The sequence below is a fragment of the Nocardia citri genome (assembly GCF_054065835.1).
This window is the reverse complement of record NZ_JBSUQM010000012.1, coordinates 67,016-87,816: the sequence shown is the minus strand read 5'-3', so window position 1 is coordinate 87,816 and position 20,801 is coordinate 67,016. Positions and strand designations below refer to the sequence as shown.

General features: G+C 63.8%; 21 protein-coding genes. 3 read left to right on the top strand and 18 right to left on the bottom strand.

Translation table 11 applies throughout. The annotated features are described in order from the left end of the window. Window positions 1-574 precede the first annotated feature (574 nt). Together ACW2Q0_RS18390 and ACW2Q0_RS18385 are read left to right on the top strand one after the other, a co-directional pair. Window positions 575-799 (top strand): hypothetical protein, encoded by a 225-nt coding sequence (locus ACW2Q0_RS18390; protein ID WP_457191684.1) that lies wholly within the window; start codon window positions 575-577, stop codon window positions 797-799. Window positions 800-839: 40 nt separating this feature from the next. Further along, window positions 840-1,208 carry a hypothetical protein gene (locus tag ACW2Q0_RS18385; protein WP_457191682.1) on the top strand — a complete coding sequence of 123 codons (369 nt, stop codon included), beginning with the start codon at window positions 840-842 and terminating at the stop codon, window positions 1,206-1,208. Window positions 1,209-1,770: 562 nt separating this feature from the next. Here ACW2Q0_RS18385 and ACW2Q0_RS18380 read toward each other — a convergent pair. The 18 genes from ACW2Q0_RS18380 to ACW2Q0_RS18295 form a co-directional block, all read right to left on the bottom strand. Next, on the bottom strand, window positions 1,771-2,727 hold the full coding sequence (locus ACW2Q0_RS18380; protein ID WP_457191680.1) for a PDR/VanB family oxidoreductase: 957 nt from the start codon (window positions 2,725-2,727) through the stop codon (window positions 1,771-1,773). Then, a complete protein-coding gene (locus ACW2Q0_RS18375) occupies window positions 2,724-4,388 on the bottom strand; it encodes a long-chain fatty acid--CoA ligase (RefSeq protein ID WP_457191678.1) in 1,665 nt (554 codons plus the stop codon). Before ACW2Q0_RS18375 ends, ACW2Q0_RS18380 begins: the two co-directional genes overlap by 4 nt. Window positions 4,389-4,394: 6 nt before the next feature. Continuing rightward, on the bottom strand, window positions 4,395-5,273 hold the full coding sequence (locus ACW2Q0_RS18370; protein WP_457191676.1) for an alpha/beta fold hydrolase: 879 nt from the start codon (window positions 5,271-5,273) through the stop codon (window positions 4,395-4,397). 40 nt (window positions 5,274-5,313) lie between these two features. Continuing rightward, window positions 5,314-6,228 (bottom strand): catechol 2,3-dioxygenase, encoded by a 915-nt coding sequence (locus tag ACW2Q0_RS18365; RefSeq protein WP_457191674.1) that lies wholly within the window; start codon window positions 6,226-6,228, stop codon window positions 5,314-5,316. Window positions 6,229-6,231: 3 nt separating this feature from the next. Beyond that, window positions 6,232-6,618 (bottom strand): 2Fe-2S iron-sulfur cluster-binding protein, encoded by a 387-nt coding sequence (locus ACW2Q0_RS18360; RefSeq protein WP_457191672.1) that lies wholly within the window; start codon window positions 6,616-6,618, stop codon window positions 6,232-6,234. Beyond that, entirely contained in the window at window positions 6,615-7,115 is a 501-nt protein-coding gene (locus ACW2Q0_RS18355; protein ID WP_457191670.1) for a hypothetical protein, read from the bottom strand. Before ACW2Q0_RS18355 ends, ACW2Q0_RS18360 begins: the two co-directional genes overlap by 4 nt. Beyond that, window positions 7,112-7,852 (bottom strand): dienelactone hydrolase family protein, encoded by a 741-nt coding sequence (locus ACW2Q0_RS18350; protein ID WP_457191668.1) that lies wholly within the window; start codon window positions 7,850-7,852, stop codon window positions 7,112-7,114. The genes ACW2Q0_RS18355 and ACW2Q0_RS18350 overlap by 4 nt, the downstream gene beginning before the upstream one ends. A 31-nt stretch (window positions 7,853-7,883) precedes the next feature. Next, window positions 7,884-8,402, bottom strand: coding sequence for an aromatic-ring-hydroxylating dioxygenase subunit beta (locus ACW2Q0_RS18345; protein ID WP_457191666.1), 519 nt, complete (start codon window positions 8,400-8,402; stop codon window positions 7,884-7,886). Continuing rightward, on the bottom strand, window positions 8,399-9,574 hold the full coding sequence (locus ACW2Q0_RS18340) for an aromatic ring-hydroxylating oxygenase subunit alpha (protein ID WP_457191664.1): 1,176 nt from the start codon (window positions 9,572-9,574) through the stop codon (window positions 8,399-8,401). Before ACW2Q0_RS18340 ends, ACW2Q0_RS18345 begins: the two co-directional genes overlap by 4 nt. A 352-nt stretch (window positions 9,575-9,926) precedes the next feature. Then, complete coding sequence (locus tag ACW2Q0_RS18335; RefSeq protein ID WP_457191662.1) at window positions 9,927-11,324, bottom strand: FAD-dependent oxidoreductase; 1,398 nt, start codon at window positions 11,322-11,324, stop codon at window positions 9,927-9,929. Continuing rightward, entirely contained in the window at window positions 11,321-11,581 is a 261-nt protein-coding gene (locus ACW2Q0_RS18330; RefSeq protein ID WP_457191660.1) for a 4Fe-4S dicluster domain-containing protein, read from the bottom strand. The genes ACW2Q0_RS18335 and ACW2Q0_RS18330 overlap by 4 nt, the downstream gene beginning before the upstream one ends. A gap of 3 nt (window positions 11,582-11,584) precedes the next feature. Further along, window positions 11,585-13,759 (bottom strand): molybdopterin-containing oxidoreductase family protein, encoded by a 2,175-nt coding sequence (locus ACW2Q0_RS18325; RefSeq protein ID WP_457191658.1) that lies wholly within the window; start codon window positions 13,757-13,759, stop codon window positions 11,585-11,587. A gap of 13 nt (window positions 13,760-13,772) precedes the next feature. Then, on the bottom strand, window positions 13,773-15,065 hold the full coding sequence (locus tag ACW2Q0_RS18320; RefSeq protein ID WP_457191656.1) for a carboxylesterase family protein: 1,293 nt from the start codon (window positions 15,063-15,065) through the stop codon (window positions 13,773-13,775). Window positions 15,066-15,213: 148 nt separating this feature from the next. Continuing rightward, window positions 15,214-16,197, bottom strand: a complete 984-nt coding sequence (locus tag ACW2Q0_RS18315) for an NmrA family NAD(P)-binding protein (protein WP_457191654.1) — start codon at window positions 16,195-16,197, stop codon at window positions 15,214-15,216. Between the two features lie 63 nt (window positions 16,198-16,260). Continuing rightward, window positions 16,261-17,454, bottom strand: a complete 1,194-nt coding sequence (locus tag ACW2Q0_RS18310; RefSeq protein WP_457191652.1) for an acyl-CoA dehydrogenase family protein — start codon at window positions 17,452-17,454, stop codon at window positions 16,261-16,263. Between the two features lie 9 nt (window positions 17,455-17,463). Next, window positions 17,464-17,979, bottom strand: coding sequence for a quercetin 2,3-dioxygenase (locus tag ACW2Q0_RS18305; protein ID WP_457191650.1), 516 nt, complete (start codon window positions 17,977-17,979; stop codon window positions 17,464-17,466). Between the two features lie 447 nt (window positions 17,980-18,426). Further along, window positions 18,427-19,410: an AraC family transcriptional regulator gene (locus ACW2Q0_RS18300; protein ID WP_457191648.1), complete on the bottom strand. Its 984-nt coding sequence runs from the start codon at window positions 19,408-19,410 to the stop codon at window positions 18,427-18,429. 81 nt (window positions 19,411-19,491) lie between these two features. Further along, window positions 19,492-19,665 carry a hypothetical protein gene (locus ACW2Q0_RS18295; RefSeq protein ID WP_457191647.1) on the bottom strand — a complete coding sequence of 58 codons (174 nt, stop codon included), beginning with the start codon at window positions 19,663-19,665 and terminating at the stop codon, window positions 19,492-19,494. 233 nt (window positions 19,666-19,898) lie between these two features. On the opposite strand from ACW2Q0_RS18295, the gene ACW2Q0_RS18290 reads away from it, so the two are divergent. Continuing rightward, entirely contained in the window at window positions 19,899-20,723 is an 825-nt protein-coding gene (locus tag ACW2Q0_RS18290; protein WP_457191645.1) for an enoyl-CoA hydratase/isomerase family protein, read from the top strand. The last annotated feature ends 78 nt before the right edge of the window (window positions 20,724-20,801 follow it).

The window sequence follows — 20,801 nt, the reverse complement described above, 5'->3', positions numbered from 1 at the left end:
AAGCACCACCAGGCTCGCTGACGCGATCCGCAGTGCCCAGGGAAACCACCCATCCAGTAGTGACACCCTCATTCCGGTCACCTCGCGGTGGCGGTCTGTGGCCGCGGCCGACTGCGCGCGGCAAGGTGGGAAAAACAGTTTCGCGACCGGGGAACTCGCGGTCGGCAATTCCGTCGACGCGTGGGTCGTCCGACGCGGAGCACGGATCCATTGCCATGACCCGCCCCGGTTCACCGATTGCGGCGGTGACCATCCACGTCCCGATGCTACCCGCTACCAGATGTGCTGCAACAATTTTGGAGCGTGCTCATGCGGGAATCCGCACGCCAACCGGCCACACGCAATGCGGCGGATTATCCGACCGAAACACGGTGGTGGACCGGCCATGCCTCGATGCCGGAGGAAATTCCGGCCGCCGGTTGCAGCCCTGTCGAGGTACGAAGTTCACCCGACGCGAGCACATAGACCATCGGCCCCCGTCTCATGGGACGTCCGGCCCTGTCGCCAGCGGTCCGGCACAGGCAAGGCTGGAGATACGGAGATACCGGAACGATTGGAAGACACGGACGCCCCGATGACATCGGGGCTCGTCCTGGTCACGTACGGCCCGAAACGTGGCGGGACCGCGCAGTTCGACTGGCGCTCGACGCACATGATGGTGGAAGTGAAGTCCGCCCGCGATATCGGTCCCCTCGACCATCTGCATCCGTCGAAAGTCTTCGGCGGAGATACCGCCGCCCGCAGAGCCGATCGGATCGACGACCATGGGGGCGCGGTCGCAAACCAGATCGCCGCCTAGAAGTACTGAGACATATATACATGGAGAGAAAGGAACATCGATGACCAACAGCGCGACGAAACCCGCTCACGAAACCGCCGCACAGCAGGAGCCGACCGGGTCGTCGGAGCATGAACAGCAGCCGGCTGGCGACGGGATGCGTGTCCCGGTACCGACGGTCGGGATACACATGGCACACGTTCCCGGCATCCCCGCGCCGAAGTCGATGGCGTCGAAGGTCACCCACAGCGTTTCGTCGATGGGTGATTCGGTGCGGCACCGTGTGCCCGACACCGAGCCGACATTGCTGTACGGCGGACTCGGCGCGGCGGCCGTGTTCGGACTGCTGGAATGGCCGGTAGCTGCTGCCGTCGGCGCCGGTGTGTGGGTCGCCACCCGAGCCCGCCGTCGCGACGTCTCGAGCACGTAGCCCGCAGCACTCGACACGAGAACATCGACATCCGGGGCATCGGAGGTACCCTCCGGCTGGCAACGGCCTTCCGCTGCCGACACGGTACGCGCGGTGCAGAACGAACTCGCTGAACGGCAGACCTGGGCTCGCTCGGGTCACCGATGCGCCTGCGGAATACCTTGCCGCCCTGCGCAGCTCGCTCACTGCCCTGACGGGTGCATGGGCGGCGGTCAACGGAATTCTCAGCCGTGTGGTGGTCGACTTCGACGCGGCCCGCATCTCCGTGATCATGTTGCGCACCGGGGCGCGGAAGTCGGCTCGACCCGCTCGCAGGCCGCATTGGTCGCTGCCGCGCATCAGGTCGGCCGCGGCGCGGCGGCGCCTATCGCGTCGGGCATGGCCGAGCGGATGGGTCCCGGCGACGAGACTCGGAATATCGACGCAAGCGATCGACCGGGATCTGATCGAACGTGAACTCGACCATGGGGCTCGAATGGCGAAGGAACCGCCCGTACCTCTGTGGACCGGTCTCGGCACGCTGTCTTGCGCAAACGCTATTCGCTACTCTGACGCGTAGCGTTCACAAGTCCAGGATCAGCCGAAGCGACTTGGCGCGGCTGACACAGATCATCATCGTTTCGCCACTTTCCCGCTCGGCGTCGGTCAGCACATCGTCCCGATGATCGGGCGTGCCCTCGAGCACCGCCACCTCACACGTACCGCAGTAGCCGTCCTTGCAGGAATACGGTGTGCCGGGCTGGACCTCGAGGACAACGTCCAGAACCGTGCGGTCCGCAGGCACCGTGAGTACCTGGCCCGAACGGGCGAGCTCGACCTCGATCTCCTGATCATCGCCGGTCTGTGTAGCACTGTCAGCAGTTGTTCCGAACCGCTCGATATGCAGGGCATCGGAGGGGAGATGCTCGGCGCACAACGACTGGACCACTTGCAGCATCGCTTCGGGACCGCAGCAGTACACAGCGGTGCCCGGCGGGCAAGCGCGGATCGACGCTGCCAAGTCGGGCAATCCACGCTCGTCCTGCGCGACGATATCGACCGGACCACCGAGCTCGGCCAGCTCGGCGGTAAACGCCATATGCCTACGGGACTTGCCGCCGTAGATCATCGACCACCGCTGCCGCTGCCGCGTCAGCTGCCGGGCCATCGCGAGTAGCGGCGTCACGCCGATCCCACCTGCGATCAGCAGATAGTTCTCCGCGGCGCGCAGCGGGAAATGATTACGCGGACCGACGACCTTGAGTTCGCGGCCCACGAGCACGGTGTCGTGCACCTCTATCGAGCCGCCGCGGCCATCGGCAACGCGCAGAACCGCGACGCGGTATCGCGTCCGGTCCGCAGGGTCCGAACACAGCGAGTACTGGCGGATGACCCCAGACGGCAGGTACATGTCGATATGGGCGCCCGGCTCCCAGGCCGGCAGCTCGCCGCCCTGCGGGTGGCGCAGTTCGACCGAGGCCACGCCCTCTGCTTCGGATACGATCGAAGTCACCAGCAACGACTGCAGCGGTGCGGTCATACTGAACTTCCAGTCTGCAGCCGCGGTGCGGCGTCTATCGCCTTCCCATCCGAATCCCCACGCTCGGCCCGCAGGAGATCGCGCAACACCCGTTTGGCGAACTTGCCCGCGCCGGTCTTCGGGACCTCATCGATGAATCGGACCTCATCGGGAAACCAGAAAGCGGGAAACCGGTCACGCAAATGGGCACGCAACTCTTCGCCGCTGACCTGCGTCCCCGGGCGCAACGCGACGAAAGCGAGCGGTCGTTCGCCCCACCGCTCATGCGGCACAGCCACCACCGCAGCTTCCAAGACGGCGTCGTGCCCCATCAACGCGTTCTCCAGCTCGACGGAGCTGATCCACTCACCACCGGACTTGACCAGATCATTCTTGCGGTCCACCAGCGCAACGAACCCGTTGCGGTCAACCGTTGCCAGATCACCGGTCGCGTACCAACCATCCCGGAACGCTGTTTCGGTTCGTTCGTCGCGGTAGTACTCATCGGCGATCCACGGACCCCGCAGCTGGATCTCCCCGGGCCCCGTGCCCGGTGCGACAACCTCGCCCGCATCGTCGACCAGCCGCATCTGGAGGCCGGGCAGCAGTCGGCCCTGTGTCGAACGAACAGCGAGTTGCTCGTCTGTCGGGAGATCCCTCATGGACACCGGAAGTCGACAGATGTGGGTGCACGGCGAGGCTTCTGTCATCCCGTATGCCTGGATGAAGAGGGTGCCGTACCGGGTTTCGAACTCCTCGGCCAGCGCCCGCGGAATCGCAGAACCTCCGCACATGATGCGGTTCAAGCTGGCGAAGTCGCGCTCCCGGGTGTGCTGGACTTCCAGCACACCCGTCCATACCGTCGGAACGCCCGCAGCCACCGTCACGCTGTGCGCTTCGATCATGTCGGCGATATCGGCCGGTGTCGGACGCACGCCAGGAAGCACCAGCCTCGCCCCGGTCATGACCGCTGAGTAGGGCAGACCCCAGGCGTTTGCGTGGAAGAACGGAGTCATCGGCAGGATGACATCGCGTTCGGAGATAGCCAACGCATCGGCGGTACACATCGTCGTCGCGTGCAAGACCTGTGAACGGTGTGTGTAGACCACGCCTTTCGGCCGACCGGTTGTGGCCGATGTGTAACAAAGACCGGCCGGCTGCTTTTCGGCCGAGGCCGGCCAACGATAGTCCGGGACCCCCGCATCGAGCAGTGCGGCATAGGACACCACCTCACGTCGCGCGATGTTCGCGCCGAGCGTGTCCGGGATGGGGCCGGTCACCACGATGTGCCGGACGTGCGAAAGACCTTCCAGCGCTTCGTCGAGCAGATCCAAGTGATCGGGGTCGACGATCACGACCTGATCCTCGGCGTGGTCGATGACATACCGAAGATCGTCGACCGGAAGCCGGAAATTCAAGGTGTGCAGCACGAACCCACCCGACGGTATGCCGAGATAGCACTCGAAGTGGGCAATCGTGTTCCACGACAGCGATGCGACACGCTCGCCCGGGCGCACCCCGATCCCCTGCAGGCCGGCCGCCAGCCGACGAGCCCGGGCGATCACCTCGCCGTAGTTGGTGCGTATGTCACCGGACCCGGTTCTCTCGATGATCTCGGTATCCGCGAACAGTTGTTCGGCCCGGCTGACATAAAGCTCGATAGTGAGATCGACATCCATCATGGTGGGTCACTCCACTTCGGAGAAGAACCGGGCGACTTCGCTACGGAATTTCTCGCCGCGCTCCACCTGCGCCCAATGCCCGCACCGGCCCAGCACCACCAGATCGGCGTTCGGCAACACCTCCACCAGCCGCAGCGAGGTCGCGGCCAATGGAACCACCCGGTCCTGCACGCCGTGAATCAGCAGAGTGGGGGTGGTGATCTGCTCCAGGGTCGTGAACGGCAAGGCAGCCGCATCGATGTGCCGTTGCCTGGGGGCGGGGAACATATCCGCCCACCGCTCGGCCGCGCCAGGCGCCTTGGACGCCTGGTAGCGTGCGCGTACCAGTTCCGGGGTGACGCGTGCGCGGTCGTAGGCCATCAGCTCGAAGATCCCGCGCATATTTTCTTCGCTCGGTGTGTAGCCGTAGAGCTGGTCGACCTCGCGGGTCACCGGGAACGACACTCCTGCCGTCCCCATCAGCACCATGCGCGCTACGAGTCGGGTGTACCGGGCGGCGATCCCGAGCGCGATACTGCCACCCATCGAATTACCCACCAGGCGGGCCGGTCCGAGGTCGAGTGCGCGCAGGAACGACGCGATGTGCTCCACTCGGTTATCGTGGCTCAGACCTACCTCGGGCGACTGGTCGGTCGCGCCGTAGCCCACGATGTCGGGCGCGATCAGGGTAAACCGCTGAGCCAGCTCTGAATTCAGGGTCAACGCCCAGTTCGCGCGTCCGGTGGCGCCCGGGCCGGAGCCGTGCAGCAGTACGATCGCCGGTCCGGACCCGGCCTGCAGATAGTGCGTGCGGTAGCCGTCGTGCTCGACAGTCGATTCGATCAATTCGGGGGTGCTGCTGGATGCTGGGGCGGCGATAGCAGGGCTGTCAGCTGTTGGGGTCATCACTTCGCTGCTTTCGTAGGTGGTCTGGTCACGGCGCGGCTCAGGTCTGCGCTGTCATGAATTGCTCGGAAATCCGGCGATCGTGATAGAAAATCGCGCGAGCCAACTGGTCGGCCGTCCACGTGATGCACGGCATATCCGGTCCCGATCGGTAGCCGCCGGCGAATACTTCGTTGCGGTTTCCGGTGGGGTCGAAGAAGTACACGGTTTCGCCGCGCGTAATGCCGTGCCGAGTGGGACCGATGTCGATCGGCACGTCGTTCATCGAGAGCACGTCCGCCGCGTGCAGCACCGCATTCCAGCTCTCCACCTCGTAGGCGATGTGATGCAGCCGACCGTCCTCGCCCTTCTGGACCGCGATGTCGTGGGCCTGCTCACCACAGCTCATGAACGAGACCATCGGGTCTGGATTGTCCGGATCGGCCACGATTCGCTCGGTGACGTGGAATCCACAGACCTCGACCATGAATCGCTCCATGCCGGCGACGTCGTCGGCCGAGAGCGCGAGATGCGAGAGCCGGGGAGCGCCGATACCGGGCAATCCTCCACGCGGCCAGGGGTCGGGGTTGAGTGTGCCGACCGCTGTCCCGACTGTCTCGATCTCGGAGTAGAACTCGGCGACATGGCCGCTCGGCAATACGCACCGGAAACCGTCGCCGACCGCGGTGCGTTCTCCGTCGGACAGGCGTTGCACTGTGGCACCGAACCGGTGCGCCGCCTTCTCGACCTTGGCCAGCGCATCGTTGTCCCGGACCTTCCAGCCCATCGCCAGCAGTCCCCCGTCACCCTGCTCGAGGACCAACGAGTGATGATCCCACTCGTCCCAGCCCTTCAGATACAGCTGCTCCGGTGTCTCGGCGCTCTTGGCCAGACCGACCACGTCGGTGTAGTGGTCGTGCGCCGTCGGCATGTCGGTCACGGCCAAATGCACGTAACCCAATCTCAGAACACTCATCGTTCACTGCTCCTTTGCAAAGCTCCGGGTTGAATCAGAAATAGCTGCGCCCCGTTCGGCGTCTCCGCGGCAGAAGTCGATTTCGACCACCGAAGTCGTCGGCAACGCGCGACAGGCCAGCCCCAGCCGCTCCTCGGTCTCGGCGCGCCGGGACAAGGCCCGCTGGGTATGTGGCCCGTGTCGCACCTCGCCGCGATGAATCCGGATGAGACAAACCCCGCAACCGCCGCGCCGGCAGGCGTAGGGCGCCGTCCAGCCCAACCGCAGCAGGGTGTCGAGGACGACCTCGCCGTCGCGTCGGAACAGGACATTCCCCTCCGTGCACGCCCTGTGATCGAGTGCGGCGATGACCACCCGCCGGTCACCGGTCGACGAGCCGCGCGCGATCATCGCGCGACCTTTTCGCGCAGAAATGAGGTCACCGCGGAAAACTCGGCGAACGGCAGCCGACTCTGATCGACCAGGCCGAGTTGGCTCAGCACCGCCGCCTGATCCCAGTACAGCCGTTCGCTCAGCATCAAATCATCACGGAAATTCACGACGACGACGAACGGGATCTCGATCGTCTTACCGGTCGGCGCCAGCCCGGGCAACAGATAGGGAATTTCGATGTCATGATTCGTCGTCATGATCTGCTCGTCGACGACGCAGTCGTCACCGACCGTCCGGGCGATCACATCGTTCATAGTGTCGGCGGGAATTCCAGGAATGAATATGTCGGCGTAGTAATGCCGGAGGAATTCCTTTCCGAAACCACCGCTCATCGTAGGTAGGTGCATCACGCTGGCCTCGGCGACCATCGTAGAGACCGCGAGGTCGGCGTCGCGTACCACGAATTCATACGACGCATGCCGCTCCCACAGATCCACCATCTGATCGCGCTTCATTTCGCCACTTCCAAAGTATTTCCGAGGAATTCGAGAAGTGCCATCCAGGCATGCTGTGCCGCGATCTCGTCATAGGTGTCGCGGGTGTCATTGAAGAAGGCGTGCCCGGCTTCCTCGAGGACGACCTCGACCTGTCCACCCGCGGCCCGCGCTGCGGCCGCGAAGGCCACCGCGTCTTCCGCGGGAATATGATTGTCGCGCTTTCCGTAGAAAAGCCGGGCCGGGCAGGACAGGTCCTTCGCACGGCCAAGTGGATTCGGCTCTGCCGGTGCACCGAAGTTGCCGTAACCTGCCGGCGGCCCGTAAAACGGGGCCGCGGCCGCCCACCCACCGTTCGGGTCGGTGGCAGCGAGCAGACTGAGGTAACCGCCGAGACAGAAGCCCAGCACCGCGACCCGGCCCGGGTCGACGCCGCACCGGGCCACCAAGGCGTCCCGCGCCGCGGTGAGATCGCCGAGCCAGCGCTCGGATCCCAGCGCGTAGAACCTAGCCAGCGCCGCGCCGAAATCGCCGGCAGCGACCGGATCCACGATTCCCGGGTCACGGGAGAACAGGTCTGGCGCGATGGCCGAGTAGCCGTTTTCGGCGAACCGCTCGCACAGCGAGCCGAAGTGCGATGTAAGGCCCTCGATCTCGTGGATGACCACCACACCCACGCGGCGGTCCGCCGCGGCCGGAGCCAGGTAGGCGTTCGCCTGACAGCCATCGGCCGTCGGTATCGTTATTGTCTGCGTCACCGCCAGTCGCTCCTTCGTGAATAAACCGGCCTCAGAACGGATAGGTGACCGGGCGGGTCAGCAGATCGTTGTCGTGTACGGCGGTGCGTCGCTGGAAAAGCCATCCCTCGCGATAGACCAGTTCGTCCCGATAGGTGCCGGTCGCCTGGATTTCCACCCGGCCGTCCGAATTGGTGAGGTACACCACGAATACCGATCGAACCCTGAGTTGTTGCGGTCCTGCGGCTTCGATGTCGACGTTTCCGATTATGCGGCGGGTGCGGCCGGGCTCGATCGACCAGTACTTCTCGATGAACTCGGCGCGGTCGAGCATGCTCGCACGGTTGTCATCGATGACAGAGAGCGGCCAGCTGTTTTCGAAGTTCTCCGCCGAGATGGCGACGTAACGCCCGTCCGGAGCGAAAAGTTCGATCCAGTCCCGGTAGCGCCGTTCATCCAGTGTCGCGCAGGCCTCGTGCAGCAGGCGCAGAACCTGTTCGCGCACTTCGGCTTCCACGACGGCATCGCCGCCTCGGGGGGCCACGGTATGCACTGTTTCGGTCACGGTCACCACCCCATCCGACTGCGGTACGCGTCGTAGAACCCTCGGACGGTGTACTCACCCTCCAAGTCGCCGCTCGGTGTGCTGAGGTCACCGAGCGCCATGAAGCTGGTGTCCACGCTGGACACCCCTTCGGTCGCCTGCACCGCTGCGACCGCGACAACGTCGTCGCGACCGGCGAACCCGGCTGGACCGAAGAAGTTGCCGTAGTCGCGGGCCCGCTTGGCGTGCTTCTCCGGTGACTCCCCCTTGTGTCCGAGCGAAACTGTGTGCAGTTCGACGCGCGTCGGGCTCTTCGGAACGATATGGCGGACATTGAGCATGTCCCACTCTTCGAGCAGCAAGGCGTTCGGGAAGAGACCCATGACCCTGTTCCAGCTGTTCTCAGCGGGCCGATCATGGCTCTGGAAGAGCGAGAAATCCTGCATCTGGAAGGTATTCGTGGCCATATGCTTACGCATCACTTCGTCGGACAGCGAGACGGTCTTCCACTGGAGCACTCCGTGACCGTTCTGGAATACGATATTTTCGCCGACCGGGTTGACGCCCAAAGCCATCGCGAAATTGTGCAGAAGCGCGGCATGGTAGGCGTCTTGGGTGTTTTCGAAGAAAAGCTTCCAGTTACCCTGCACCTCGAACCGGTGGTATCCGAGAATTTCCACGTCGCCACCGCGCAGCACATCCTCGATGTGCGGTCCCGCGTCCGCGAGATACTCTGCGAGCGGTTCGACGCCTTCGCCGAAAGTCGCCCAAACCATCCCCGAGAAGGTCTCGACACGTGCAGCCCGCAGACCACCGCGCTCCTTGTGCTGCCCTTCGGTGTAGTTCTTACGCATCGGGACGCCGAGGAGCCGGCCATCATCACCGAAGACCCACTGATGATAAATACAGGTGAAGGTCGAACAGTTGCCACGTTGATCCAGCGCGACCAGGGAGCCACGGTGGGTGCACACATTTTCCAGCACCTTCACCGAACCATCCCGGGATCTGGTCATGATCACCGGCAGATCGCCCATCCAGGACCGGCGGAAGTCACCGACCTCGGGGATTTCGGCCTCCAACCCGACGTAGGTCCAGCCGTCGCGAAACAGCCGCTGCATTTCCAGCCGATAGATCTCGTCATCGGCGAATACGCGCCGGTCGACTTCCGTCTGACTGATTTTCGGGGTCACGTGCACCATACGAGTCCTCCTCTCCGTTCTCGTTCTCCAGGCTCGTCATCGCGGGACCACCGCCTGTGTTGTCAATTCACCGAAAAATCTGTTTTCAAAAATGGCAATCTGTTGCATGCTTGCAAAGAAAATAAGCCCGATTGGTCCTCAGTGCATTACCTTCAGGCAGCTTCTCGAAGAGGTCGAGCCTTTTCGGCTGCTCTATCCGCCTGGCTCAATAACGGCCTCCTGCCGCTCGCTCCGAAAAGTCAGCGTACTGCCGGAAATACGGTAAATCTATCCGAATAGCGTGCATATTATCCATTGCTGCAATATCGGAGTAAGAGCCATATCAACGCCTCCGACACCGAATTGGCTGCACCTACCTCGCAGCGGCTGCGAGCTGTTCGGCGATATCCGTGAGTTTGTGCCGAGGACGCCCCAGCGCTCGGCCCGCCCGGCGCTCGTAGTCGTCGATACACAACCATCCGCGCTGGTCTACCAGCTGCGGGCACCGTTGTCGCACAAGACGTTCCACCGCTGCCGGCGCCAAAGTACCGTCGCGGGGCAACGCGCCGGCCACGGCGTCGGCGCGCAGCGCCCGGACGGTGTCTCGAGCGCATTTCTTGTTGGTCCCGATGATTCCGCGCGGGCCGCGCTTGATCCAGCCGGTCACGTAAGTACCCGGCATCGCTCGCCCGTCCTCGACGACGCGACCGTCGAGGTTCGGGATCACCCCGCGCACCTCGTCGAACGGCAGGCCGGGCAGCGGGATGCCGCAGTAGCCGATCGCCCGCAGAACCAAACCAGTACCGATGATCTCGGTCGCACCGGTGGGCCGCGCGCACGCACGATCGGTGTCGTCGCATTCGAGGTGATTGCGCGACACCAGCAGTCCGGTCACTTTATCCGTCCCGAGTAGCTGTACGGGCGAGGTGAGAAACCGCAACACGATTGCGCGTTCGTGCCCGGCGACGGGCCGATGCTCGTAGCGCCGCAGGGTGGACACTTTACGTCGCGTCGCCGGGTCCTGGTCGCCGAGAACGGCGTTGTGATCGGACGGCGGGTCGCCCTCGACGACAATGTCCACACCGGGCAGCTCACCGAGCTCGTCCAGCTCGGCGTTGTTGAACGCGCCGTGCACGCGGCCGCGCCTGCCGAGCAGCACAATCTCGCGAACCCGGCTGGTGCGCAACGCCTCTAGTGCGTAGGGTGCGATGTCGGTACGTTCCAGATCGGCGATCGGCATGGCCAGGATCCGGGCGACATCCAGGGCGACATTCCCGTTCCCGACGATGACAACGCGCTCGTGCGAGAGGTCGACATCGACATCGCGGTAGTCCGGGTGACCGTTGTACCAGGCGACGAAGACCCGCGCGGCAAGACACCCCGGCACCTCCTCGCCGGGGATGCCCATCGACATATCACCGGACGCGCCGATCGCGTAGATCACCGCGTCGTACCACTGCGACAGCTCCTGGGCCGAGATGTGGTTGCCGATGTCCACATTTCCGAAGAATCGGAAGCCCGGTCGCGCGGCCGCCGCCTCGAACACGGTCTGGACGAGCTTTTTCTCCGGATGGTCGGGTGCGACACCGTGCCGGACGAGTCCCCACTGCGTCGGCAGCCGGTCGAACACATCCACCTCGATCGGGTGGTCGGTCAGACGCTGGAGCTGTCCGTCCAGGTAGGTGCCCGCCGGACCTTCGAGGAGATGCCCGGCGGCGTACATTCCGGCCGGTCCGGCGCCCACGACCGCGACCCGCAGTGGCGCCTTCAAGTCCGCGCCTGGAAGTACTCGGCGTTGATGTTCTTGTACTCCACCCACTTCCGCGGCAGGCGAGACGCCTCGTATACCGCTTGCACCGGGCATGCCGTCACGCACGCTTCACAATCGATACACGATTGCGGGTCGATGAACAGTTGTTCGGTACGCATGAACTCCGGGTCATCCGGTCGTGGCCGGATGCAATCGGCCGGACACACCTCCAAGCACGAGTAGTCGGCGACACACGGCGCGGCGATCACATATGCCATCGATCAGATTCCTTCCCCGACATGGGTTTCGACCCGCTCTACGCGGATGCGTACCCCGTTGAGATGTGCGACACCGGAGAGCGGATCGACATCCGACGGCTCGGTGGTCATCAGATCGTTGACGCTCACACCGCCTTCTCGGTTGGCGGTCCTCCAGCGCCCTTTGCCGTTGTGGCCCCAGCCGTGCGGCACGGCAACGACACCCCGGTGGATGTCCTCGGTGATCAGCACCGGCAGTTCGATCGCCGCGTGCTTCGACACCAGTCGCACGGTCTCGGTGTTCGCCACACCGAGTGCCTCGGCGTCGAGCGGATGCAGACGCGCGGCGTGGGCCGGCCGCCCGGCGCGCAACTGCGCGGCATTGTGCATCCAGGAATTCTCCGAGCCCAATTCACGCATCCCGATCAGGAACAGCGGGAACTCGGGATCACTGGTGCGCCGCTCCAATCGCTCGATCTCGGCCCAGATCCCAGGATGATCGAAATGGACCTTGCGGTCGCGGTGCCGGATCACCTTTCGTCGCCGGCCGGCGACGGGCTCCTCGGCGTACAGAATTCCGTGCGGATTGTCCTGCACCAGCTTGTCGAAGGTGAGTCCCCGAGGCCGCAGTCCGAACAAGTCACCACCGCGGCCGACCCGGATCATCGCCTTCAGCATCGTCTGTGGCGTGAGCGGCTTGCCGACGATATCCGCGGCCTTCGCCACCACGCGCAGTGCCCGGTTGGGCAGCGCCCGAGTGCCGAGACCGCGTGCGATCTCGTCGATGATCTCCCACTCCGCCCGCGCCGCGCCGGCCGGAGGCACCAGCGCCTCGGTCGCCTGGACGAATGGCTGCGGATAGTACGGCTGGGTGAACAGCATGAGGTCCTCGCGTTCGTACATCGCGGTCACCGGCAGCACATAGTGCGCATGCGCGTTGGTTTCGGTGATGTACAAGTCGAGCGACACCACCAGATCGAGTTCGTCCAGCGCGTCGCCGAGATGCTGGCCACCAGGCGTGGACAGGACCGGATTGCCGGCCGCGATCACCATCGCGCGGATTTGCCCGGGACCCGGCGTGCGAATTTCGGCGACCATGTTGTAGGCCGGCTCCATGCCGGCGACCTCGGGCAAGTTTCCGATCCGGCTCCGGCGGGTGTTGTAGGTGAGACTCGCTGCCGTTGCCGCGCGCATCGGGATTACTTCGGCGCCGAAGATCGCGCCGCCGCTGCTGTCGAGATTGCCCGCGACGAGATTCACCGCGTCCATCAGGCAGTTGACCAGCGTCGCGCTGGTGCCCAGACAGGTGCCGGTGCGGCCGTACAGAACCGCCTTGGTGCGCGCCATCGTGCGGGTGATATCTCGCACGACCTCGGCCGGGATACTGGTCCGGGCCTGCGTCACCTCCGGCGCGAACCGCGCTGCCGCCGCGCGTAGTTCCCGCTCACCGGTGCATTCGGTCAGGGCCTTCGCGTCGAACAGATTCTCTTCGAACAAGACGTACAGCATCGACAGCAGCAACCATGCGTCGGCGTCCGGGGTGATCGGCGTCCATTCGAACGAGCGCGCGGTTTCGGTGCGGCGCGGGTCGATCACGATCACCCGGCCCCCCCGATTCTCGACCTCGTGCAGCTTGTCGGTGAACCGGGGAATGGCGGCCAGGCTGCCGTGCGAGACCGCCGGGTTCGCGCCCAAGATCACGACGGTTTCGGCGGCTTCGAGGTCCGGGATCGGAACTATCAGCTGATGCCCGTAGAGCAGCTGGCTTGCGACGTACCGGCTGTGCGTGTCCTGCGATGCCGCGCAGTAGAAATGCGAAACACCCAGCGCTTCTACCGTACCGAGTGTCCACAGCAAATGGCTATAATTCAGTCCGCCTGGATTACCCAAATACCAGCCGAGGCTCTCCGCGCCGTATTTCTCCCGAATGCCGCGCAATCGCGCGATGATGTCATGCATTGCTTCGTTCCATGACACTTTTTCGAAAGAACCGTCGGACTGTCGCCGCATCGGGTGCAATACGCGGTCCGGGTCGTTCTGCGTGGCCGCGTGTGCGATGCCCTTCGGGCAAGCGAAACCCGCGCTGAGCGGGTGATCCTTGTCCGGTCGTAAGGCCAGCAATTTCCCGTCTTCGACTACGCCGATCAGGCCGCACGCGGGTTCGCAGATACGACAGAATGTGACCTTTTCCTGTTTCATCGCTTCATTCCGTTCAGGGCAGGTGCACGAAATCAGCGACGGTGCGACGTAGTTTTTCGCCTTCCGCGTCGAAAAGATCGTCAGCTATCCCGTCGAGCATGCGCGCACCGACCCAGGCGGCGCGGTTCCCGAAGAGAAAGGGGGTGTCGAGGCCATGACAGCTTCCGAGACCGTCCAGCGGACTCGGCACCGAGAATTCGCGTAATTCGGCTCGGACACCGTGCTGGTGCGATGCCGCGATCAGCGCTCTCGCGTGATCCGCGAACATAGCATCGGTTGTAGACGCGATAAGTTCCGCATACGGCGTGGCGTAGCTCTGTGTCCGCCGGTACCCGAGCCGGCGTATCTGCTCATCGGTGATATCCCGCTCGCGCGAGCTGAAGAAGTAGGCGCCGGTCTCGTCCTGGGTGAAGGTGACCAGCAGCTGCGTAGCGCCCATCGCTTGGACAATGCGTGCCGGATCGTCCAGCCAATCCGGGACACGGGAATCCGCCATCGGCATCAGGCAAGTCGGAGCGATCGATCCGAACGCGACGCGTTTCTTCATCACCTGCTGATGACTCATCAGTAGACTTTCGATCGGCACATCTTCGGGGTCTGCACCGTGCAGATTCTCGATGACCTCGCTACTGAGCGTTTCGATACGGCTGCGGTCGGCCGCAGGAATTCCGGGGGTACTCATCAGCAGCAGCCGCGGAATCAGGCCCCTGTACTGTGGCAGCACCGCCAGAATTTGCGCATAAAAGGCGCCTGCCGATTGACCAGCAACGGTCAGGTTATCGGGGTCACCACCGAACAACGCGATGTTCTCGCGCACCCACGTGAATGCTTGAAGCAGATCGTCGAGCGCACGATTCGCGTCCTCGGCACCCGGTCGGACCAGCAGATTGGCCTGTGGCCCGAGCCGATAGTTCATGGTTACCACAACCATGTCGCCCTCGCGGGCGAGCCGGTCACCTGAGTACCACGGTATGACGCCGCCGCCCGAGATGAAGCCGCCACCGTGGATGAAGAAGAGAACGGGCCGATTCGAAGCACCGGACGGCGCCCAAATGTTGAGTAGAAACGCGTCTTCTTCTTGTGGATGCTCTCGCCAGGCACTGCCCAGTACCGTATCGAGTCGGCTCGGGAGCTGCGGAAAAATGGCGGGAAATTCACGGAGATCCTGCGCGGAATCAGGCGTCGCGGGCGCGACCGGATCGAAGCGGCCGCCATTGTTCAGCGTGCCGTAACGAATTCCACGGAAAGCCGCGACCCCCTCGGACGTGTCGCCGACGACCGTTCCACTGGTGGTGTTCAACATCATTGCACCCTTCTTTTCTGTGCCACGCCAACCGGGGCGAGCCCGCGACGAAATCCCTGGTTTCATCGGATTCGTGCCGGACGGCCTGCCGCCGCGAAATACAATCACGGTCTGCGACGGCAGACCGCGGATCACACCAGGCTCATCCGACCTACGCGTTCTGCGTCAGCGCAGAACTTTCCCCGAGGAAGATATGTTTGCGCTCCTCGAAGAATTCGCGCAGTGTGCGCGGTTCGCGGCCGAGCAGGTAACGCAATTCGTCGGTCACGATGAACAGCGTTTCCTCCTTCTGCTCGTTCTCCGAGAAAGCCAGGAACCAGTCGATTACGGCGGGGCCGTACTGTGCGGTGATGAGTCCCCCGACTTCGGACTTGTACCTTTGCGGATCGTCCTCGTAGGTGATCTCGACGCCCAGGACTTCCGTCATGAGATCGGCGACCTCGGAGAACCTGATCCGTTCGGTGCCGGTGATGTGGCGCATGTACCCGTCGTGTTCGCGGCTGTGCGGCCGCAGCAGCAGCTGCGCCGCCGCCTCGCCCACGTCGCGCGGGTCGACGAACAAGGAACTCCGGTCATAGGGAGCCGCCAGCACTCTGCGGCTCAACACTGGCGGCAGCCACACCGTGAGGAAGTCGTCCATGAAGTTGGCGAAGCAGTTCAAGAAGGTCACCGGCAGACCCGAAGCGTTCAAGACCGCTCGTGCCTGCTGGTATTGCAACGACGGGCCCGGCGTGTCACGCAGCGGCGTGCGCAGCTCGTTGACGTTGTTGATGCCGATCGTCACGCCGACGAGCTTGACCAGATGCGGCTGCGTTCCCGCCGCGTGGGCGGCGGCACTGACATTGATCATCGCCTGGCGCTCATCGATCCTGAAGTCCGGTGTGATGAGGAAGGCCGCGTCGACACCGTCGAATGCCGCGACCATGCTCGGCAGGTCGGTGTAGCTTGCCTGCACGACTTCCGCCGACGGAAAACCGGCCTTCAGTTCAGCGGCCTTCTCTGCGGAGCTCGTGGCAATCCGCAACGCCGGCGCATTATCGGCGGCCGCGATCGCCGCCGCCGCCGGGCCACCCACATGACCGCTGGCGCCGAACACAAGAATTCGTTCAGGTGCGGGTCGAATGTCTTGTTTCATCAAATATTCCTGCCGTTGTGCTATTCGTGCGTTATCGGACACGGGGACTTTTGTCATCGGCCCTCAGACCAGCGGGGCGACTACTTCACTACTGCCGACCAGCGCCTTACCGTGGACCTCATAGCCCAACGTCGGGGTGAGCATGCCGTGGCTGGTGGCGGTGTTGACGTCGCGCCACATCCGCTGCAGGGGATTGGCTTCGGCGAAGGACGCGGTCCCGTGCGCGTTCACCAGGATCTGCATCGCTTCGCGCAACTGCTGGCAGGCGAACCCGACCGCGGCGCGGAAGCGGGCGTGGTCGGCGGGCGCCATCACGATCCGCCCGGTGGCGGCGTCATCGAGATCGCGGGCCAATTGCCCCGCGAACAGGCGCGCGGTGTCGATCTTCAACGCCGCTTCGGCAACTTGGATCTGAAACCCGGTGGACGCGCTTTGTGACGGGAATGTGCTGTAGGCGATGCCGCGTTTGTCGGCGAGCTTCAGCACATATTCCAGCGCACCCTCGGCCACCCCCAACGGAGTCCCCGCCAGTCCGAGTTCGAGGCTGGGAGCGATCGGGGTGCGGTACAGCGCCTCGTCCCGGTACTCGGTGGCGTAGTCGCCGGCCAGAGCCTTGGTGACGGACAGGACACGGTGGTCCGGTACGAAGTAATCGTCGAGCACCAGGGTATTGCTGGCGGTTCCGCGCATCCCGGCGACGTTCCATGTCTGCACGAGGGTGCCGTCGGCGACCGGGACCAGAGCGGGCCCGAACTCCAGGGCAGCCGGGTCCGCGCTGATCGGCATCATCAGCAATGCCCAGCCGGCCTGTTCGACACCGGACAGGAAACCCCACCGTCCCGAAATTCGATAGCCGCCTTCGTCCCGGGTCACCTGGGACGCCATCGCTTGCGAAGCGCACACTCCGATATCGGGATTGCTCTCCCAGACCTCGCGCTGCGCCTGCTCGCCGAACATGCCCACCATCAGCGCGGTGCCGTTGATGTTCTGGGTCACCCATGCGGTGGAACCACACCCGCGTGCCAACGTCGCGCTGATCGCCACCAGCGTCTGCAGCTTCTGCTGCCACCCGCCGAGCCGTTTGGGCACACACACCCGCAGCAACCCGGCATCGACAACCTGCTGGAAGACCTCAGGGGAGATATGACCGCTGCGGTCGACCTCCGCGGCATGCTCGGCCAGGGTCGGCACCAACGCCTCCGCGGCACTGATCAGCCGCAACGCGTCGTCATCCAATCCGACGTGCAGTTCATTCATGGCAGCCACCTAGTCCGTCAGATCGGTCGGACGCGTGCCGGGAGCGCCGAGAAACTGCACCCCGTACTTCTTGGCCGCCGTCGCCAGCTTCGCCAACACCTCCGAGTCCAAGGGCATCGGATCCGGCAGCCGGCGCTCGGTGGCCGGCGTCGAAATCTCACGCGTGTACCCTTCGAACCCCGCTGGCGAGGTGATCGCGAGCCACCGAGCCGGAATATCGGAAGTCACCGAATAACAGTGCGCGACATTGCGCGGCATCAACGCGTAATCCCCGGGTTGCAGAGCTCGGGTCTGATCACCGACCCAGATGGTCAACTCACCATCGATGATCAAAAACGCCTCTTCCTCTTCGGTGTGCAAATGCAATGGCACTTCGTCACCGGGCGGCCCGAGCATCTCGAAAATCGCATACGCGCCACCGGTCTGCTCTCCCCCGGCAATGATATCGACCAGGCTCGACCCGAACCACACAGTTTCCCGCTCACTGGCGGTCACCAAAACGGCCGATTCCTGTTTTTCATCCATGGATCACTCCCTACATCGACTGAGGTCCGCACGGCTCTTCAGTACTTGGAGTGCCCAAGGTACCCACCGATCTGTCGTTGCAATATCCGCATAGCGGCTGGATTGTCCATTCGTTCCACATAATGTGCGCATTATCCGGGCTGCGACGTCTATCTGGATAATTCGCACGTATTGTGGCTATTCAACCGGCCGGCGCATCGCTACTTTTGAAAGCCTCAGCACTTTCCCATCCACCGTGCAGGAGGGTAACCGTGGTCCAAGCGCCGGTCGGCATCACGGCACCCATGGCTGGTTCCCCAAGTATTCCGATGCCAGAACGAACCACACACGGCGCCGCGCGTCCGGTATTCACCGGAGAATATCGCAATTCCGGAGGGCGCCGAATACCGAAAGTATCCGGAATACAACACGCGATGTGCAGAATCCGGCAGACCGGGACGTTTCGGTCTACCGTCGCAGCGTCTGCGACGGCGACTCGCCGAATCGCCTGCGGTACTCCACCGAGAACCGACCGAGATGCATGAAACCCCAGGTCAAAGCGATGTCGGTCACGCTGGCGCCAGATCCGGGATCCGCATTCAGCAGTGCCTCCCGCGCCCGATTGAGGCGTATTTCGCGCAGGTAGGCCATCGGCGAACAGCCGAGGAGGTCGTGAAACCCCCGCTGCAGGGCCCGGACCGTCACGCCGGCGTCGGAGGCCAGTTCTTCGATAGTGAACGCACGCTCGGGATAGGCTTCGAGGCGTTCCATGACATGCCGCACAGGCCGCGGAGCCCCGGGTACTTGTTCGGCCTGCAACGCCGCGGTGTAGTTGTGGCGATGCGCGAGCAGCAGACCGGTGAGAATGACACTTTCGATCTGCGCGGCCAGCAATGGGTGCTCCAGCAGCCCCCCGGTCCGCTGCGTCTCGGCGAGAAGCAGATCCAGTGATGCGCGCCAACTTCGGCTCCGGCTCGTCCGCAGGTCCATGCCCAGGTCGAAGATGATCGGATCGAGCACAGGCCGGCCGATGAGCGATTGGAGATGGCGCTGCAGATGATCCTGCTCGACGCGGATGGCGATCTGCACACAGTCGGGCGCCATCTTCATCGAGATGCTCCGTCGGGGGTCGGGCAACGAAGCCAGGTCCGGTGTCGAGACAGCCTTCTCGCGACCGGACACGACCAGCGCGGTGCCTCGCAAGGGCAACTGAAGGATATGGAACGGCCGCTCCGGCGGATCTGCCTCGATCCGGACGGCAGCCCCGTACTCGATCCGCAACAGCGTGAGCTTGTTGACGCTGACCGCACTGAAGCTCGCATCCAGGACCGATGGCTCGACCAAGCCGACACGATGATCGGTCAGAAATGTCGACACTGCCGTGCGGACAATGTCGAGATCATCGGTGTGCACGAGATGCCGATTCGGGATCGATGGTCCAGCGAGTTTCACTGCTCTCTCTCTCCACGCGCGAAGCCGACTATAGTGGCTATCACGCGTCGACGCTTGCCATCTTTCCGAAATTCTGCGGCTTCAGTCCGACATGGACGCGTTCGCGAGGTCCCGTTTCCCGCTACCTATTCTGGGGATACCGATGCCTTGCCGCTCAGCGGACACGGTGGCCAGCGATCGGTGCGGCAGACTGAGGACCCAGAACGGCTTGGCCCCGCCCGGTTCGAATGCGGTTCCACTTGCAAGATCATTCATGACGTTCTCCTCTTGCCGGGAAGCAAGACTACATGCTGTTCGGCCTATGAGATATCCACCGAGCGGCGCGACTATCCACTATGTGCCGAACGATTTGCGCACCGGCCGTCCGCGGCACTGAGGGAAAAACGTTGCCTTGACCAAGCTCCCGTGGACTCAGTACGTTGAGGCTTCTCGGACACCACCGCGATCATGCGCGAAATCATCGGCCGTGCACTAGAAGTCGGTCGCTCATGGTTCGCGAAAAGGAGTCTCACGTGGTCGACTACACCACTTTGCGCATCGAACGGCCACGACCGGGGATCGCGCTCGCCTACCTCGACCGGCCCGCTCGGCTGAATGCCATAACCTTCGACATGTTCGACGAATTCGTGGAGCTGCAACGAGAGGTCGAGGCGGACAAAGACATTCGAGCCTTGATTCTCACCGGCAGCGGACGTGGGTTCTGCGCCGGCCTGGACTTGGATCAGGCGGCGACATTGCCGGATATGTCCGCGGCGCAAATGCTACGTGGGCAGGAGTCGTGGGCACGGTCGGTATCGGGCTTCACACGGATGACGACTCCGGTGATCGCCGCGGTGCACGGCCCGGCAGCCGGGGCCGGGCTGAGCCTGGCGCTGGCCGCCGATATCCGGATCGCCTCGACCACGGCGAAATTCAACGCCGCATTCGTACGGATCGGACTCTCCGGCGGCGATCTCGGCACGTCGTGGGCACTGCCGCGACTGATCGGACTCGGTCGCGCCACCGAAATCCTGCTGACCGGACGGTTCGTCGACGCGCCGGAAGCGTTGCGGATCGGACTGGTCACCGACGTCTGCGAACCGGAGGACCTGATCGAGCGGGCACTCGAGATCGGTGAACAGATCCGGGGCAACAGCCCGGTCGGCATGGAGCTGACCAAGCAGGTGATTCAAACCAACATCGACGCTGCGTCACTGGAGGCGGCGCTGGCAGTCGAGAACCGCAATCAGGTGCTGGCCAGTCGGACCGCGGACATGCGAGAGGCGCTCGCGGCCTTCCGAGAGAAGCGGTCGCCCCAGTTTGTCGGAGAGTGAAGTATTTCCCGCGGAGCACATGCGCGGCGCTGCCACATGTGCCGCATCGCGGTGAAGTCGTTTGGATCGTAATCCCTT